13 protein-coding genes are annotated in these 16,799 nt (G+C 38.5%); all 13 read left to right on the plus strand.

Annotation, left to right across the window (positions count from 1 at the left end):
* The first annotated feature begins 3 nt into the window (after positions 1-3).
* Positions 4-2,520, plus strand: coding sequence for an ATP-dependent Clp protease ATP-binding subunit (locus tag AC07YT_RS21090; protein WP_086548628.1), 2,517 nt, complete (start codon positions 4-6; stop codon positions 2,518-2,520).
* A gap of 56 nt (positions 2,521-2,576) precedes the next feature.
* Complete coding sequence (locus AC07YT_RS21095) at positions 2,577-3,023, plus strand: hypothetical protein (protein WP_086548629.1); 447 nt, start codon at positions 2,577-2,579, stop codon at positions 3,021-3,023.
* 18 nt (positions 3,024-3,041) lie between these two features.
* Positions 3,042-4,430, plus strand: a complete 1,389-nt coding sequence (locus AC07YT_RS21100) for a DUF5458 family protein (RefSeq protein WP_086548630.1) — start codon at positions 3,042-3,044, stop codon at positions 4,428-4,430.
* A gap of 123 nt (positions 4,431-4,553) precedes the next feature.
* The gene (locus tag AC07YT_RS21105; RefSeq protein WP_086548631.1) at positions 4,554-5,126 is read left to right on the plus strand and encodes an NAD(P)H-dependent oxidoreductase; all 573 of its coding nucleotides are present in this window, start codon (positions 4,554-4,556) and stop codon (positions 5,124-5,126) included.
* A gap of 314 nt (positions 5,127-5,440) precedes the next feature.
* Positions 5,441-5,836, plus strand: coding sequence for a type VI secretion system tube protein TssD (gene tssD, locus AC07YT_RS21110; RefSeq protein WP_025141859.1), 396 nt, complete (start codon positions 5,441-5,443; stop codon positions 5,834-5,836).
* Between the two features lie 131 nt (positions 5,837-5,967).
* Positions 5,968-6,363: a type VI secretion system tube protein TssD gene (tssD, locus tag AC07YT_RS21115; RefSeq protein ID WP_025141860.1), complete on the plus strand. Its 396-nt coding sequence runs from the start codon at positions 5,968-5,970 to the stop codon at positions 6,361-6,363.
* Between the two features lie 345 nt (positions 6,364-6,708).
* Positions 6,709-8,574 (plus strand): type VI secretion system Vgr family protein, encoded by a 1,866-nt coding sequence (locus AC07YT_RS21120; protein ID WP_086548632.1) that lies wholly within the window; start codon positions 6,709-6,711, stop codon positions 8,572-8,574.
* Between the two features lie 11 nt (positions 8,575-8,585).
* The gene (locus tag AC07YT_RS21125) at positions 8,586-11,270 is read left to right on the plus strand and encodes an HET-C-related protein (RefSeq protein ID WP_086548633.1); all 2,685 of its coding nucleotides are present in this window, start codon (positions 8,586-8,588) and stop codon (positions 11,268-11,270) included.
* 85 nt (positions 11,271-11,355) lie between these two features.
* A complete protein-coding gene (locus tag AC07YT_RS21130; protein WP_086548634.1) occupies positions 11,356-12,138 on the plus strand; it encodes a DUF7738 domain-containing protein in 783 nt (260 codons plus the stop codon).
* A gap of 51 nt (positions 12,139-12,189) precedes the next feature.
* Positions 12,190-13,035 (plus strand): WG repeat-containing protein, encoded by an 846-nt coding sequence (locus tag AC07YT_RS21135; RefSeq protein ID WP_086548635.1) that lies wholly within the window; start codon positions 12,190-12,192, stop codon positions 13,033-13,035.
* Positions 13,036-13,167: 132 nt separating this feature from the next.
* On the plus strand, positions 13,168-14,061 hold the full coding sequence (locus AC07YT_RS21140; RefSeq protein ID WP_145954292.1) for a patatin-like phospholipase domain-containing protein: 894 nt from the start codon (positions 13,168-13,170) through the stop codon (positions 14,059-14,061).
* A gap of 4 nt (positions 14,062-14,065) precedes the next feature.
* On the plus strand, positions 14,066-14,536 hold the full coding sequence (locus AC07YT_RS21145; protein WP_086548637.1) for a DUF4280 domain-containing protein: 471 nt from the start codon (positions 14,066-14,068) through the stop codon (positions 14,534-14,536).
* A 1-nt stretch (position 14,537) separates the two neighbouring features.
* Entirely contained in the window at positions 14,538-16,799 is a 2,262-nt protein-coding gene (locus AC07YT_RS21150; RefSeq protein WP_086548638.1) for a hypothetical protein, read from the plus strand.

A 16,799-nucleotide genomic window follows, 5' to 3' on the forward strand; every position in this document is an offset into this window, starting at 1 on the left:
GATATGGCAATTACAAATTTAAGCGAATCGGTAAAAACAGCCCTGCACATTGCACAGTCTTTAGCAAAAGAATACAGGAACGAAACATTTTCTGCGGCTCATTTGCTCAAAGGCTTAATGCATAAAGATGTGGGTTTACGGTCGTTTATCACTTCCATTGGGAAGGATGAAGAATACATTAGTGAGTGGGCTGAAGTCCGGATTGATGAACAGACCAAATCGGCAAGTTTTAGCGATACCGTTAGTGGTGCACCAGAAATTGCCGTTGTTTTTGAAGAGGCTGATAATGTACGCATTAAACTGGGCTTGGATTTGATTACACCCGTGTGTGTGTTAACTGCATTGGCTAAACCTGGAATCGGTTTTCAACCCGATCAGTTAAAATCTTTTCCGATAAAGGAACGGGAGATTTTGGACCTCTATGTAAAGGATGAAGAAATTTCAAGGGTAGTTTCGCCGGATAAAACAACCGCTGGTGCCGAAAGTAAAAGTACAGGCAATGCACTGCATAAATATTGTATAGACCGGTTACAGCTGGTTCGTGATGGTAAAACTGATCCGATTATCGGCCGCGATAAAGAAACGAGGATGATGATGGAAATCCTTTGTCGCCGCACTAAACCAAACGTAATTCTTACTGGCGATGCCGGTGTAGGTAAAACCGCATTGGTTGATGGTTTTGCCATCGATATTGTCAATCAGAATGTGCCCGAAAACCTTAAACCGGTTCAGCTTTTTGAGTTGGATTTAGGTTCGTTAATCGCAGGCGCATCGTACAAAGGAGAAATAGAAGACCGGTTAAAAAACATCATCAAAGAAATAAAACAGTTTGAAAAAGCGGTGCTCTTTATTGATGAAATCCACACGCTATTGGATAGCAAAGGCCCGTTGGGTGCCGGAATTGGCAATTTACTAAAGCCAGAACTCGCCCGTGGCGAAATCACGGTAATTGGTGCAACCACTATTGACGAATATCGCAAAATTATTGAGCCAGAACAGGCTTTTAGCAGGCGCTTCGAAGTGCTTCAGGTAAATGAGCCAAATGAGGAAAGCACCATAAAAATGCTGCAGAAACTGGCGGTGAAGTATGAAGAGCACCATATTTTAACCATCGAACCCGATGCTTTGGGCGAATGTGTTCGTTTAGCCAAACGTTACATGAAAGACAGGAGGTTACCCGATTCTGCTTTTGATTTGCTGGATAGAACCATGGCTGCAATGAAAATGATGAACGATACCTCCGACGCCGTAATAAATAGCTTGGAAACCGATCTGGAAGCATTAAATACCAATAAAGATCAATCAGAGGCAGAGCGCTTTGCCGATTATAAATGGCTTTTCTCTTTGCTCCAGAATAAATTAAGTCCCGTTTTATTAGGGCGGCTAACCGACGAAACACAAACAGATGCCTTCGAAACAGCCGATGAATATCAGGGTTACATTAACAGTAGCCTGCAGGAACTAAAAAAATACGCTGCCGAAAAAAGCAACCGGATTACCAAACAGGATATTGCTTCGATTGTGGCTTATAAAACAGGTATCCCAATGGGAAAACTGCAGGCAGGTGAAAAAGAAAAATTGCTGAATATGGAGCAATACCTGAAAAAACGTGTGGTAGGGCAAGACCAGGCACTTAAAGCGGTTTCTGATGCGATATTGGAATCGCGCAGCGGACTGAACAAAAAAGGACAGCCCATAGGATCTTTCTTTTTATTGGGACCTACCGGAACAGGTAAAACCGAACTGGCTAAATCAATAGCCGAATTTTTGTTCAACGACGAAAAGGCAATGATCAGGTTCGACATGTCTGAATTTAAAGAAGAACACAGTGCCGCATTGCTATATGGAGCGCCTCCGGGTTATGTTGGCTATGAAGAAGGTGGCTTATTGGTGAACAAAATCAGGCAGCAGCCCTATTCGGTATTGCTATTTGATGAGATTGAAAAAGCACACCCTTCAGTATTCGATACCTTTTTGCAGATTTTGGATGAAGGCCATATGCACGACCGCTTGGGGAAAGAAGGCGATTTTAGTAATTCCCTTATTCTTTTTACCTCAAATATTGGTAGTGAATGGATAGCAGAACAAATTAGCAAGGGTATTATTCCGGCATCAAATCAGTTGATGGAGGTAATGGCAGGGCATTTCCGTCCGGAGTTTTTAGCACGGATTTCAGAAATTGTTCCCTTTGCACCGATTAACGAAAGCAATGTGGTGCGCATTTTCGAAATACAGCTGAGCAGTTTGGTGCAATCGTTGAATAAAATGGGTATCGAATTTGAAATAGCAGATGATGCTAAAAAAATGATTGCTTTAGATGGTTTTACCCCTAAGTATGGAGCAAGGCAGCTATCGGCCGTAATCAGAAATCTTTTACGCAGGCCAATCTCGAAATACATTATTTCAGGCGAACTCAAAAAAGGATCGAAGATACAGGTGAGCAAACATCCTAAAGAAGATACATTGCAATGGAATATTATTCAGCCAGAAGCAGTAACATTGGAACAAAAATTGAGCTAAAACGTTAACTATTATATTATTAGAATAAATTAATCGTAAATCTAAATCTACATACTATGTTTAATTATGAAATTGGTGGTAATGAGCGGAAAATTGATACCTCAGAAGCTTTCGCAGAAATTGCCCACAACAAAACGCTTTTTGTACAAAAACTTACCGATAACGATCCCATTAAGCCCGAAAAGGTAGAAGGATTAAAAACCGTAAAAGAGGTATTTGAACATTATAAACCAAATGTTAAAGTAGCTTTCGAAAAGCAAGATGGATCTACCGTGGGTGAAACCCTGAACTTTAACGATCTGGGCGATTTCGGCGTGAAAAATATTATCAATCAAAGTAACTACCTCACCAATGTCAATATCGAGAGAGAAATGTCTTTGAATGTAATTAAACAGTTAAAATCGAACAAAACCTTAAAAGCTACGCTTGATGATGAAGAAACTAAAGCGGCATTCATAAGTGCTTTGAAGAACTTTGTTGATGAATTGGAGCAAAATAAATAATCTAAACGCTGAGAAAACATGTCAAATCCTCAAGAATTAAAAACAGACCAAAATACAGCTCAGGCAGGGTTTAAACCTGCAGAAGGCAAAACCATAGAAAAAACATCGCTTAAAGATAACTTAGAAAAACTGGCCAGGGTTGGTGGTTTCGATCTGTTAGAAGCAACTGTTGATGGACTTCAGAATTTAAATCCGGAAAGAAAAGCAAGAAAACAGATTTTCTTAACGGGTGATGAAAAGAAGAAGGAACGTGAAGAGTTGAAAAAGAAAATCCAGCTTTGGATAGATGTGCTTGAGTCTTCCACCTCGGTAGCCAATATGGTTGAAAAAAGCACCGAAAAACTCAATGCTGCAGAAGAAAACTTAAATAAAAACATTGGTACAGCGCTCGAAAGTACAAGAGAACTGGAACAGGCATACCGATCGGTTCACTTATTCTATAAAAACACCGAGTCTGATAAACTGAAAAATGTGGTGCTGTTAAATGCATCGATGGATCAGGTAAAAGATCTCGATAATCCACGTTTTATCGAATACGTAGATGATGAATTAAAACAAAACTACGATCGTTTAGATCTCCGTAAAAATTATTCGTTAATGGTTGTTCCCGGTTATATGGGTTCTAACAAAGTGTTAGAAAGATGGGCTAAAATAGCACATAACAATAAAGCGATGCTGGTAACAGATTTTGCCGATTTAGACCAGCCTGATGATGTACTCGATTTATTTACTGCAGCTAATTTTACAGGTGGCGATGCATTTAGATCGAACGTAATTATGACCTGTAACTGGCTGGTAGGTCGTGGTAAGGTAGCAGAAGTAGGTGAGGAAGATGATCTTACCGTTCCGGGATCGGCCGCTCTTGCAGGTAAAATGTATTACACGTTAATGTCGCAGGTTACCGCAGGTAAAAAACATGGTGCAATAAACGAAGTTGACGGTGTAAAATTCGATTTAAAGAAAAGTGAAATCTCTCATTTAGAGCGCGTAGGTTTAGTGCCAATGGTTAACGAATACGGTAAAGTAATGGCTTTTTCGGCTAAAACCTTGTTCAATGGCGACAATATTGGTTTACAGACTTATTCAGTTGTTCGGGTATTCGATTATATCACCAAAGTTTTGTTCGATTTCCTGAACAGAAGGGCCTTCGAAAACTGGACTTCTAAAACAGAACAGGATTTGCGCAGCCAGATTGTTAAATTTTTGGATGGAATCCAGGGTGCAGATCGTTTAATCGAAAGGTTTAAAATCATGCGTTTTGAGAGAGACGAACTTCAAAAAGACAGAATCCACCTGGATATTCACATCACGCCGTATTTTCCGGCTAAAAGTTTTGTCGTAAAACTCGACGGCCATAAGGGTGAAGATGAGAATACCACCTGGAATACAGAGTACAATCAGCAGTAGTTTTTTGAGCGCTGAAATAAAAACCCAACCTTAGCGTTGGGTTTTTTTATGGGTTATGCATAACACTTAACAAATTCTTTATAATTTTGTAATGCATCGGCCAGATCAGATTAATCAAAAAAAATGAAGCAAGTACTTATCCTGAATGGGGATATTGAAAAAAACGCATCTACAAATTTCCTGATTAACGCGTATAAGCAAGGTGCTGAAAGTGCTGGCGCAACGGTAAGAGAATTGGCCATCATCGACCTGATATTTAACTCGAACAAGCAGTTTAATAACAGGCAAATTGCCGAGTTAGAGCCCGATCTGCAAAAAGCTTTAACCGCAATTAGGCAAAGCAACCATGTGGTACTTTTTTGCCCGGTGTATGTAGATCATATTCCGGCAAAGATTAAAGGTTTTTTCGATCGCTTATTTTTGCCCGACCAGATTTTTACTACCCAGCAACAAAACGTAAACAATAACTTTAGTGGCCGTTCGGCGCGGATTGTGTCTATTTTAGATGAAGCAACCTTTAAAGAATGGAAGGCAAATAAAAAAACAACTTATCTCTCGATTAAAAAAGTAGTTTTCGAAAAATGCAGAATGAGCCCCGTGCTCACCAATACCATTGGCGAATTACATTCTCTGGAAAATCATTACAGCCAAAAATGGGTAGCTAAAATGGAAAAATTTGGAGCGCAGCTCATTTAGTCATTCAAACTAAGGTAAATTTTTGTCCTAAAACACTACAACTTGGGTGAAATAACTACAGTTATGTAAGTTATTCATGGGGATGTTGTATGTGTAACACTAAAATTATCTTAAAACTTATCCACACTTTTTCCACAATAATATTTGTTTAACTAAGCGTTTAGTATGATTTATTGATTTTGCCCTGGTTTTAAAAATAAGATTATTCGCTATAGATGAGCGATATAGGGAGTTGTTGGCCTGATCTTTGGTTAAGACATTCGTGTAGCGGAGGCTACAATAAATCAAATTTTTAACCTTTAAATTTTAAAACTATGGCTTTCAAAGCTAGATTAAATTTTTCGGGCAAGGAGTACGATGTGCTTCATTGTGCCTATGCGTTAAACCGCGATGTAGATGCAAAGGGAAGACCTTCTTCCGGAGTTTACGGCGGTACCATCGACATTGAGATCGAATCAACCGAAGACACCTCAATTATCGAGGCGATGGTAAACAACCAATACAAACCCATTACAGGAACACTTCTGATCAAGAAAACAGAGGAAGATGCCAAAATGAAAGAAGTTAACTTCGAGGATGGCTACATTGTTAAGTATTCCGAAGGAATCAACATTGTAGGCGATCACCCGATGACGCTTAAGTTCCAGATTTCTGCAAGAAAGCTTAAATTAGGAAACGCCGAGCACCTTAACGACTGGCCAAAAGCCTAGAGAAAGGTTGAAGGAAAAAAGGTAGAGGGTGTAAGGTTTAGGGCATGAGGTAAATAAATGCCAAACGCCATGCGCTCCACGTCAACCGTCAACCGCAATTCATTCATTTCAAAACATTTAAACTTACTACAATGGCATTCAAAACCCGTTTAAACTTAGGATCAAAAGAATTTGATGTACTACAGTGCAGCTTTTCATTAAATAGAGATGTTGACGCAAAAGGGCGTCCATCATCAGGTGTTTATGGTGGCACCATCCACATCGAAATCGAATCAACCGAAGATACTTCTGTGATCGAATCGATGGTAAACAACCAGTACAAACCGCTTTCCGGAACCTTGGTGTTCAAAAAAGGCGAAGAAGACGCAAAAATGAAGGAACTGTCGTTCGAAGATGGCTACATCATCCAGTATAACGAGGGTATTGCGGTAAACGACAATACACCTATGACATTAAGTTTTGTGGTATCGGCCCGTAAGCTAAAACTGGGCAACGCAGAACATGAAAACGATTGGCCTAAAGCTTAATCGTAATCAAGTATAAAATAAACAAAAGCGACCGGTTTATGCTGGTCGCTTTAAGTTCATCTCCATTTTCATCATCCTAAAATACTAAATAATGCGTTTAGTCTTACAGTCATTAGCTTAAGGCTATCTCAATCAAATTAAAGCTCAACCATGTCTAACCAGTTCAAATATATTGTCGTAAAAAACGATTACCGCCCAGGTAAAGTATTTGGTTTGGTACAAGCACACAATTTTCATCTGAACATGCCGCCCATAAAAATAAACTCATTTTTATGAGGTGGTCATGCAAAAAAACGCCGCATTAGGCTTAGCTAAGGGCAATTGTTGTGATCAAGATTAATCAATATGGAAAAGAAACTCATAGCAGAAATCAATATAGAGGATAAGGGAATTACTCATTTTGCTTCCTTTAGCCTTCAGCAGGCTTTTAACGAACATCATTATTTCGAGCTGCGTTTTAACCACGATCAAATGGGCGCACCGGGACTGATCAGTTTAGAGGATAGCCGGGATTTTGTAGGCAAAACCTTAACCGCATCTTTTGGTCATTCGCCAGAAGGCATGCAAAATTTTGTTGGACTGGTTTCGAAAGTAGAACTGTCTCAAAGCCATGGTTACCATGGGGTTTTAATTGTAAGTGGCTATAGCCCAACGATTTTGATTGACCGCGGACCAGATCTTGGGTCTTATTTGGATAAAGATTTAAATGAGATCGTAAAACTGGCAACAAAAGATACACCTGCCAATGATTTAAAGGTTGTGGCGAATGCAGCCAGAACCTCATCAATCGATTACATCATTCAATATAGAGAAAGCGATTTTGCTTTTTTGAACCGGCTTTCGGCCGAATACCACGAGTGGTTTTTCTATGATGGTAAGCAGCTTAATTTTGGAAAACCCAACACGCAAAAAGAAATAGCTTTATTTTACGGCAGAGACGTTCAGGAAATGCAATATGCAATGGAAATTGCACCGATTAAAAATAAACGCTTTTCTTATAATCCTAAACAGGATGAGATGCTGCAGAGTGAAAGTACAGGAAGTGTTGATGGTACACCCGATTTATCACATGCCGTTAAAGCCTCGAACCTTACTTTTAGTAAAACATTTAATCAGCCTTCAGCCATCCGGGTTGATAACAATAGCGATATTTCAAATCATGTAGAAAATCAGGAAAAAGCAAATGTGAGTGAGTTGCTAAAGGTAACCGCTAAAGGAGATAATGCAGGTTTAAGCATTGGTGGGATTGCCGAAATTACCATGAGCTTACGCAAAGAACTGGCTTTCACATCAGAAAGTTTAGGCAAATTCCTGATTACCAGTATAAAACATCATATCGATGAAAATGGCAAATACCATAACACCTTTGAGGGGAAAATATCGACCACAGAAAGGATACTGGTAAAAAACTTCGAAAAACCACAACCAGATATGCAGCTTGCCGATGTAATCGATAATAACGATCCAAAAGGCCAGGGGCGTATTAAAGTGAAGTTTAAATGGGAGTGCTTAACCAACGATGTTACAGAGTGGCTGCGCGTAGTTACACCAAGTGCAGGTGTAGGCGATAGAGGAAACAACCGTGGCTATTTTGCCATACCAGAAATTGACGATCAGGTGATGATCGCTTTTGAAGAAGGAAATATTGCAAGGCCAGTGGTAATGGGAAGTGTTTACCACAGTGCCAGTGTAGATAGCAGCCCTTTGATTAAAAACCATTTAAAGAGTATTATTACCAGAAGCGGCCACCTTGTTGAGTTTGATGACGATCCGAATACGCAGGGCATCAAAATTACCGACATACACGAAAATATTATCCATATTGATACCAAGGGTAATAATATTACGATAACAGCACTAGAGAACATGACCTTAAACTGTAAAAATATGCAGATTAATGTGCAGGAGAATATGAATACCAAAGTAGGTAAAAATATTGCTGAAAGCGCAGGTGAAAATATTTCTACAGATGCCGGAAACAACATTAGTCAGATTGCTGGTCGTGATATGCAAATCGTAGCCACGGGAGATATTAAGGAAAGTTCTGATAAACGAATGGAATTTGCAGATCAGGAGATCCGCAGGCAATCTGATAACATGGAAACACTTGCGAATAATGGAATCAGCATTTTTAGTGAAAACGATAAAATGACTTTGCAGAGCAAACAGACTGTAGAGCATAATAGTGCAGAAAAATCGATCTCTTTCTAAAGAAATTATTTATGGCCATTACAAAAAGAGCAAAAAATATTTTCATTACTTCCACCGGCGATTATACTGTAAATACCGGAAGTTTAATAGAAATTGCCAATAAGGTAAATATCGAAGCTAAAAATGACGACTTATCGTTTATAAGCCATAAAACAATCCATATTAATGGTGAAGAGGGAATAAAATACAATAAATATGCGCCATCCGATCTGGTGATAGAAAAAAGTGAGTATAAATTAAAAAGTACTTATGCACACGATCAGCTTTGCATTTTAGCCGACGAAATGGGCGAGAAAATGTTTATGTACTGGGCGCTTTATCTTTTTGGCCACGACATTAAACCAGAAGCCTATAGCAAATTATACCGGGCATTAAGTGATAGAAGTTTTCAGGCTCCCGAAATAATTGTGGTAAAAGGTGCAGTTGGGGGGCACAAAGCAGCATATAGCAATAAACGAAAGCAAATTCTGGTTTCGGAAAATGTTTTAAAAGAGGCTGTGGCGAGCAACGATGGCAAAACAGTACTTTTTGCCGCACTGGTAGAAGAGTATGGTCACCACATTGATAATTTATTGAGAACAGACTTTAGTCCTGAACCAATTGCTGATGATGATATTATCGACGAAGGGGCCAGGTTTGCTTATAACTTTTTCACCTTTAACATATTTGAAGAAAGCAGCATTACTTATGCCGAAGCAGAAACACCTGAGTTTAATGGAAAGCTGGTTGTTGACTTTGCTAAGGAACACGAACAGCTTAAAGCTTTTGTAAACGAAGAGCAACAGTACGATGGTATCCCCTTGGCAGATGTAGAATATTTTGGTGCTGGTTTTCTTGATGCGGCACATGGTTATGGCCATGGCACTATAGAGATGGAAGCACTTGCCGGTAGCAAGAGTAAAATATTTAAAAAAGATGAGGTATTGCAGATTTATTTTGGTAACTGGCTACGCGACTATTCGCAAATGATTGTTGGCGCGACTATTAATGCTTCTGGTACAGCAACTACTGCTAGTAAAAAAGTGGCACCTAATAATACCCTAAAAATGTCGCACCAGGGATGGGTTGAGTTATTGGAGATTTTTGCAGCTAAAGAATTTGTATATGATGTGGCTGTAGAAGAAGCGAAAAGAACCAAAAAGCCCGTCACCGAAAACTATCAGGCACACCTCGATGCCTTCAGAAAAAAGTTTAAAAAGCTTACCAAAGAAATTTTAGGCGTTTACCGCCCCGAAGAACATATTGATAATGCTTTTAAACTTCCGGATGAGAGTAAAGCCATTGATCTGGCCTCGAGCAGCGCCGTTGCATTTACATACCAAACACCTGAAGGAAGTATACAGAAAAAACTGTTTTATGGCCAAAGCAGTTCCAGCCCGATCGATCCTGTACGTAACATGAAAAGCTATATTCATGGTAAAGGATATGATGCCGAAAAATCAAATGCCGTAAATCCATCTGCTGTTACCTATATGAAACAGCAGCTGATACTGGCCTGCCGCAAAGGGAAAAATAATGAGGGTTTTATGCATTTTGGTGCGGCCCTGCACGTACTCGAAGATTATTTCTCGCATTCTAACTTTTTAGAGGTTGCCCTGATCAACAATGGTGCTCCTATGGTTTATCCATGGGTAGAAAATAAGCAGGGTAAACCTGCTAAAGATATTCCGATTGTAACCGGCATTTTCTTGTTAGATGATACCGTGGCCAGTGTGGCGCCAAAAATGGCTGAGGCCATGTTCCCGATAAAACCCAGACCTTACGAAACCCGTAAAAAGGGTGAACGTACCTTTCCCGAAGGTTTTATGTTAACCATGCTCACCAATTTATCCAAATCGCAAAAAGGAGATCATACCCAAAATAACGTAACTTATAAAGGGATTGCCGTTAGCGGTTTGTTAAAAAGCTTAAATCTATGGTTAAATTTTGTCGACTGGAAAGCCGACTTTATGGAGAAAAATAAAAATACTCCACTTGGAAAAGGGATGACAGTTATTGATAAACAGATGAATAGTTTGGGCAATAACCTCGCCTTTGTAATGAATGTTTCTTTTAATATTTTTTTGGATGTTACCGATGATGGGATTAGAATTATACAATCACTATCTTCAGGTTATGGCAGCGATCCTACGCATACGCAGATTGCCAAAGATGACCCGAACCATCCATTGCATAAACTGGCCGCAGAGCTGGCCATTATGGCCGTAAAAGATGTTGGTACCAGGTTTAAAAACGGTGCCAGCGGCGAAGCATTGGCCAAATATGTAGCCGATACTTATTTTGTACATCCTGCCCTGGTGAAGAATGAGTGGATTACTCAGGTAAATGATATACTAAAAAAGTGGAAAGAAAAAAATCCTTTGATTATCAATAAACTTAAATTTCCTACCATTTATCATGAACATGCACCTGCGGTAATGAGGGATATCAAGAAATTTGGAGAGACGGTTGACCAAACCTATAATAATGCCAAAAGAGAATTTGAGGCATTTAAAAAGAATCCTACCGGTTATACCCGCAGGCAGGCGGTTGAAGTGAAAAAAACAATTGTAAGGGGTATAACGGAAATGAACGACCAGATGGCGGATAAAATTAATAAAAACCCAACATTAAAGAAAAGTAACGATTGGTTGCTCGAACAGCGGAAGAAAATGGAAAATACCATCGAAAAGATAAAACACATGACACTCGATTAACCAAGTGTTAAATGAAAATCTAAATTTATCTGTCAAAACAAAATAACGGATAAACTTTTTTCATTTAACAGATAAAACTATGCCAATGAAAAAACTACTTATTATAACCTTATCATTATGTACCACGCTTTTTACCAATTGCCAGCAAATGCCAAATAAAGACTTAGCCACTATCGACCTGAAAAATGCTTTAATTACAATTGACGATTGCGGGGTATTGTACAAAGGAAAAAGATTACCCTTCGGCAAGCCCTTAAAAGAATGGGAAAAAGCATTGGGGCAAAAAAGCAGCAGACCTGAAATTGGCATGTTTGACGATTTGGGCGTTGGTTTAAGTGCAGTTGAAGACGAGACAGATTTTTATATTTTTTTCACCAATCTCGATTCTCCGGAAGGTAAAGCTGGTAAATTAAATTTTGCTGCTAAGTACGAATCTGGCGAGCACATAGCTGCGAGAAATATGGAGGGCGGAAAATCGCTAATAAGCGACGAAAAAATAAAAGAATTCAATAAAGAAAATGAACTGACAAAGAAAGAATTCTTTTATCCATTTAAAACCTATCAAGGGGTGGTAAATATCCAGGGGGCTCCGGTAAAGGGTGATATGGATCTGCAAACCATTAATGCCTATAGGGAGCAAACTGAAAAGCTCGATATTTTTACCTTTTGGGATCGGAATGTAAACAGTAAAGATGAAACCTTAACCACAAAAGGAGAAAGAGGCGAATATTTTCAGATTACTGATAAAAAATGTGGTGGCAAACTATACCGGATAGTACTTTTCTTTACCGATTATAAACTGGAATATATTATGGTTTCCAGTTTATCAAAAAGTGAAATGGAAACCTATGATGAGTTAAGGAAGTAACAGGGTATATAGCTGGAGTAAAAATAGAATACATGAGGTAATGCGTGTTTTATGAAAAACAAAATCACTTTTACAATTTTTTTATTAACGGTATGTTTATTTGCCTGCGCACAGGGAGAAGATGACAGATTGTACCCATTTAGATCGCCTGTTACTGGCAAAGTTGGCTACATGAATAGTGAAGATAAAATTATTGTTCCCGCAATATATTCGGCTGCAATTAAATGTAATTTTTTACCATTGGGCATAGTATCTATAGGTGAACCCAATACCGAAGAAGAAAGAGTTGGTTTAGTGAACTTAAAGGGCGAATTCATATTGGATGTTAAGCTTGGTTACGAATTTATTGGTGTAGGCAATTATGAGGACGGGCTCCTTATGGTCGCTAAAAACAATAAATACGGGTATGTTGATTTACAAAATAAAGTTAAAATCCCTTTGGTATATGAAGATTTGGAGATGTTTATAGATGGAATTGCTGCCGCTAAAAAGAACGGAAAATACGGATTCGTAGATTTAAAAGAAAATGTGGTAATCGATTTTAAATTCGATCATGTAAATTCTTTTTCAGGCGTCCAAAAGGATGGTCAGGAATATGCAGCGGTAGAGGTGAATAAAAAATGGGGGTTTATTAATAAAAAAGGCCAATTCATTATTCCACCAACTTACGATTATGCAAGAAATTTTAATAATGGTACCGTAGAAGTAAGAAATAAAGGCAAAGTTGGAAAAATCGATATAGCTGGGAAAATTATTATCCCTCTTAGTTATGATTATTTAGACGAAGAGGAAGTATCTGGCGAAACCATTATTAAGGCGCGCATTGATGCACAACCGCAATATGAGTTTTTGTATCATACTGATGGAAGATTTATAAAAAAGAGAAAAATGTACTAACTCAAGTTCGTCAAACAAGTTTTTATGATTGATCAAGCAGGAATCCATGAACAAAAGACCCAATTAATCGGGTGCCCAAACCTAGTTTTATTAAAACTTAGGCCACCGCATTTCAGCCGATCGTATGGGGTTTTGATTTCGTTTACAACTGCTGGCCAGGTGACCACCATGAAATATGAAATGATGGTAACTTACGTTAAAACATTGGTAGATGAGCAGGTAAGGATTTTCAGTTTAGAACGATTAAGCCCTGTTTATATTAACGATTTAGCACCTGAAAGCACAGTAGATCAACTGGCTTACGAAACGGGAAAAGTTTTTTACCCCTTACTGGTTCAGGTCGGATTTGATGGGGCATTTATCGGGATTTTTAATCATGATGAAATAAAAAAAAGGTGGGTTGAAACCAAAGAAAAAGTGATGGAGTATTTCACTGGGGAAGAAACTGAAAAATATTTAGCTCAAACAGAGCTGATGATCAATGATGACTTTGCACTTGATATCTGTTTCAGGAACGACTGGTTTATTAACACTTTTTTTGCGCCTATTTATAAATCCTATGGCGAGGGGCGTGAGGTAAAAAATGTCAGACGTTTTGCACTTTCACCAAATGCCACCCCAGAGCACTTTGATGTTATCGAAAATATAGATCCTTTTCTGAATCATTACAATGCGATAGAAATACACCATAAGGGAAAGATAGACCAAACAGAGCTAAATCTTTTTAGCGATGGTGAAGATGGAGAAGGCATTCCTGTTGAAGCTATTTATGAAGCCGATATTGTACTTCAGAAAGAAACAAAGTCAATCGATGCAATTATTGCCAATTGGAGCTGGAGCGATGGTCAACAAAAGTCGATAACATTACGTGTTTTCAATATGTTCGACGAGCCAATTGATGCTGATGGGATTAACGATAACCTAGGTAACAATCTCATGTTTTTGGATAAAACCGAAAGCCGTAATGGAAGTGGTTTTGGATACTTTTTCAAATCTATTTTTAAAAAAACGAATACAACGAGCTAAGCATATGGAAAAACATTTGGTCGTTCACGGAGCAACATGTCTGTGCAATTTTGGCACCGCTCCAGATAACCTGGTTGTGTTAACGCACAAAAAAGAATATGCCAATGATAAAGATGGCGCGAAAAAGTTAATTGCAAGTACTAAAGATATTGGTTCTACATTACAAAAGAATTGTTTTGGTTCTTGCTCAAAGAAGAATAATAGTCCCTGTACCGCAGTAATTACCGAATGGGGTGCTTTTTATGATAAAGTTACATTAACGCACGGTGGCAATCTGTTATTGGAAGATAGTAAAGCAACCTGCCCGGTCGGCGGAAAAGACTGCATAAAAGTGCTAAAACATGGTCAACAGGCTGATGTTAGTGCTCAAAATATGAAAAAGGCAGATCCAAACATTCAGCAGGTATTAAACCCCGCAGGTGTTAGTAATCAATCATCTGCTGGTGAAGGAATTATAGTAACTATAACCAACTAATATGGCTAGAGGAATTAAAAGAATTAGTTGTATACGTGGCCTTTATTATCCTAAATCGAGCAGGCCTAATAGTTTGTATGTAGTAAAACCAGATCAAGGGGTAGTTTTTGCTGTTTCAGAATGGTATCCTGATACGACAGCTGCAGATAAAAAGAAAGATATTACCTGGATCATCCAGACTGCCGATAGGAAAACAATATTGAATCAGATTCTTGCCGCGCCCAATCAAAATTTAAACTTTGTTATTCCTAAAAAGTTATGTGGAAATCTTACCTATTATATCGAAGCAAGTTTAACGGGTAATAGAGATAAAGCAGAAACGGGATTACAAGTGCGGGGTTTATGCACACCGCTGATTGTGTCTTCTAAATGGAGTACGCAAGCTGGTGGCGGAAACATCAAAAACCAGGCAGGCATTATCAAATACGGGCATGTTGTTCATTTAAATTTACAAACAGAAGGCTTAAGTCATAAAAAATTAATCATCGATGTTTACAATAGGATCGGCTTAAAAAGAAAGGATTATGTTGTAGGCACCTATACTAATGTAGATTGTATAGATGGCGAAGTTAATTTAGAAATTAGGAATACTTTCAGTTGGATGGCCCTCGTTAAAAACATTAAAACAGACGAAGATTTTTATGTAATGGTGAAGGACGCGGCAACCAATCAATACATAAAAGATAGTTTGGGGCAAGAATTGCATGCCGTATATCTAAAAGTCAGAAATGAGCCAGTTACCACAGTAATTGATGGGGCCAGAAACAATAAGGTGGCCAAGGTTGGCCAGGCACAACCTAATCCCATCAAATACGAGCAATGTAAATTTAATAAAATTGATGTTAGCGAAGTAGAGATTAAGGATGGTAAAGCTAAATCAGACATTACCAACGTATTTAAGGAAGGTGCAGCCAATTCAAAGGGTAGTGGGGCAATAAGCTACAATACGGTAGCACCAGATCGTACAGTAGGTAAAGATGTCATTGTAGATATAGGGGGATTTAATACGCAGAAATGCGGATCGAAAAAGCACCTTGGAAAAAATGTAATCTTTAGGAACGTTGGTCAGGAACTTGGAAAAGATGATAAATCAATAGTAATTAAAGGACAAAGCACGGTTAAAGAAAAAGTATATTCAGATTTATCTAAATTTAATCTTCTTCCGCTACAATACATCTGGCCAAGTAAAACTACACCCAATCAGTTTTGGTATTACATTAATAGTTGCCGGTATTATGACGAACCAACCAGACCTACAGTTATAGTAAATGTTTATCCAGATATTAAATGGACACTAGAATTTAAATGGAACCACAAAATTGCCTTTGCATATACAGCTGGCAATCAACTCCATCCATATGATATCAATACCGGTGCACGAACTGTACTACTTTCCGAAATGGATCGTACATTTTCAAGAGAAGATGGAGAAATGGCCCAGTCTTTTGAGATGTCGCTGGAGGCCAAATGGAATACTGACAAGCAAAAGCTCGAAGTTGGTAAGGAGTGGGGGGAGAAAATAGCAAAAACGCTAAAAATCTTCAACAAAATGAAGGCTGCTACTGATGTGATTGCTAGATCTCCAGTTAATGGTGGTAAACTGAGCTTTGAAATTAAAGCGCCTGTAATTGCAGCTTCATTGAGTTGGTATGCTGAAAAGCTAGAAGGCAAACCAGATTTAGGCACCAATATAACATTAGGTGTCGAATCAAAACCATTGGTTGAGGCCGAAGGGAAAATAAACCTTTGGAAGATTTTTAGAGAATATGGTCCTAATGCAATATGTCCGGGGGCGGGTACTATTATTAATTTTGTGATAGAACATCTTGAAGGCAATGTTGGCATCAGTTTTATCGTAATATTTACAGGTAGCATAAATGTTAAGGGACAAATACAAGGTAATACCGCAGCTCCAAAGGATACCAAAGGTGAATTAGAAATTATAGGAAAAATACAGGTAACTATCGAATTTAAGGCCTGGGCTAAGGGCGATCTTGGTATGGCAGGCTTTGAAGGTTACCTTACCGCAGATGTAAGCACATTTATTTCTGGCGGGTTAAAAGGAGAAATTAGCAAAGATGGGGTTTTAGGCTACCCCGTTTTAGAATTTGGTGGAATTATTGCAAAATACGTAGCGGTAGGTACGGTGAAATTTGGCATTTTTAAAAGAACCTATTCTAAAGAAGGTAAATATGTAATTGTTGAACCAAATAAGTCTGATTTTAAAAAAAGGTACCTTTTAGGACCTTATGCCGATAAATAA

The organism is Pedobacter sp. GW460-11-11-14-TSB4 (genome assembly GCF_059423705.1).

What these genes read in the sequence shown, in the direction of transcription:
- AC07YT_RS21090 (WP_086548628.1), top strand. Translation starts at nt 4, where the DNA reads ATGGCAATTACAAATTTAAGCGAATCGGTAAAAACAGCCCTGCACATT.
- AC07YT_RS21095 (WP_086548629.1), top strand. Translation starts at nt 2,577, where the DNA reads ATGTTTAATTATGAAATTGGTGGTAATGAGCGGAAAATTGATACCTCA.
- AC07YT_RS21100 (WP_086548630.1), top strand. Translation starts at nt 3,042, where the DNA reads ATGTCAAATCCTCAAGAATTAAAAACAGACCAAAATACAGCTCAGGCA.
- AC07YT_RS21105 (WP_086548631.1), top strand. Translation starts at nt 4,554, where the DNA reads ATGAAGCAAGTACTTATCCTGAATGGGGATATTGAAAAAAACGCATCT.
- tssD (WP_025141859.1), top strand. Translation starts at nt 5,441, where the DNA reads ATGGCTTTCAAAGCTAGATTAAATTTTTCGGGCAAGGAGTACGATGTG.
- tssD (WP_025141860.1), top strand. Translation starts at nt 5,968, where the DNA reads ATGGCATTCAAAACCCGTTTAAACTTAGGATCAAAAGAATTTGATGTA.
- AC07YT_RS21120 (WP_086548632.1), top strand. Translation starts at nt 6,709, where the DNA reads ATGGAAAAGAAACTCATAGCAGAAATCAATATAGAGGATAAGGGAATT.
- AC07YT_RS21125 (WP_086548633.1), top strand. Translation starts at nt 8,586, where the DNA reads ATGGCCATTACAAAAAGAGCAAAAAATATTTTCATTACTTCCACCGGC.
- AC07YT_RS21130 (WP_086548634.1), top strand. Translation starts at nt 11,356, where the DNA reads ATGAAAAAACTACTTATTATAACCTTATCATTATGTACCACGCTTTTT.
- AC07YT_RS21135 (WP_086548635.1), top strand. Translation starts at nt 12,190, where the DNA reads ATGAAAAACAAAATCACTTTTACAATTTTTTTATTAACGGTATGTTTA.
- AC07YT_RS21145 (WP_086548637.1), top strand. Translation starts at nt 14,066, where the DNA reads ATGGAAAAACATTTGGTCGTTCACGGAGCAACATGTCTGTGCAATTTT.
- AC07YT_RS21150 (WP_086548638.1), top strand. Translation starts at nt 14,538, where the DNA reads ATGGCTAGAGGAATTAAAAGAATTAGTTGTATACGTGGCCTTTATTAT.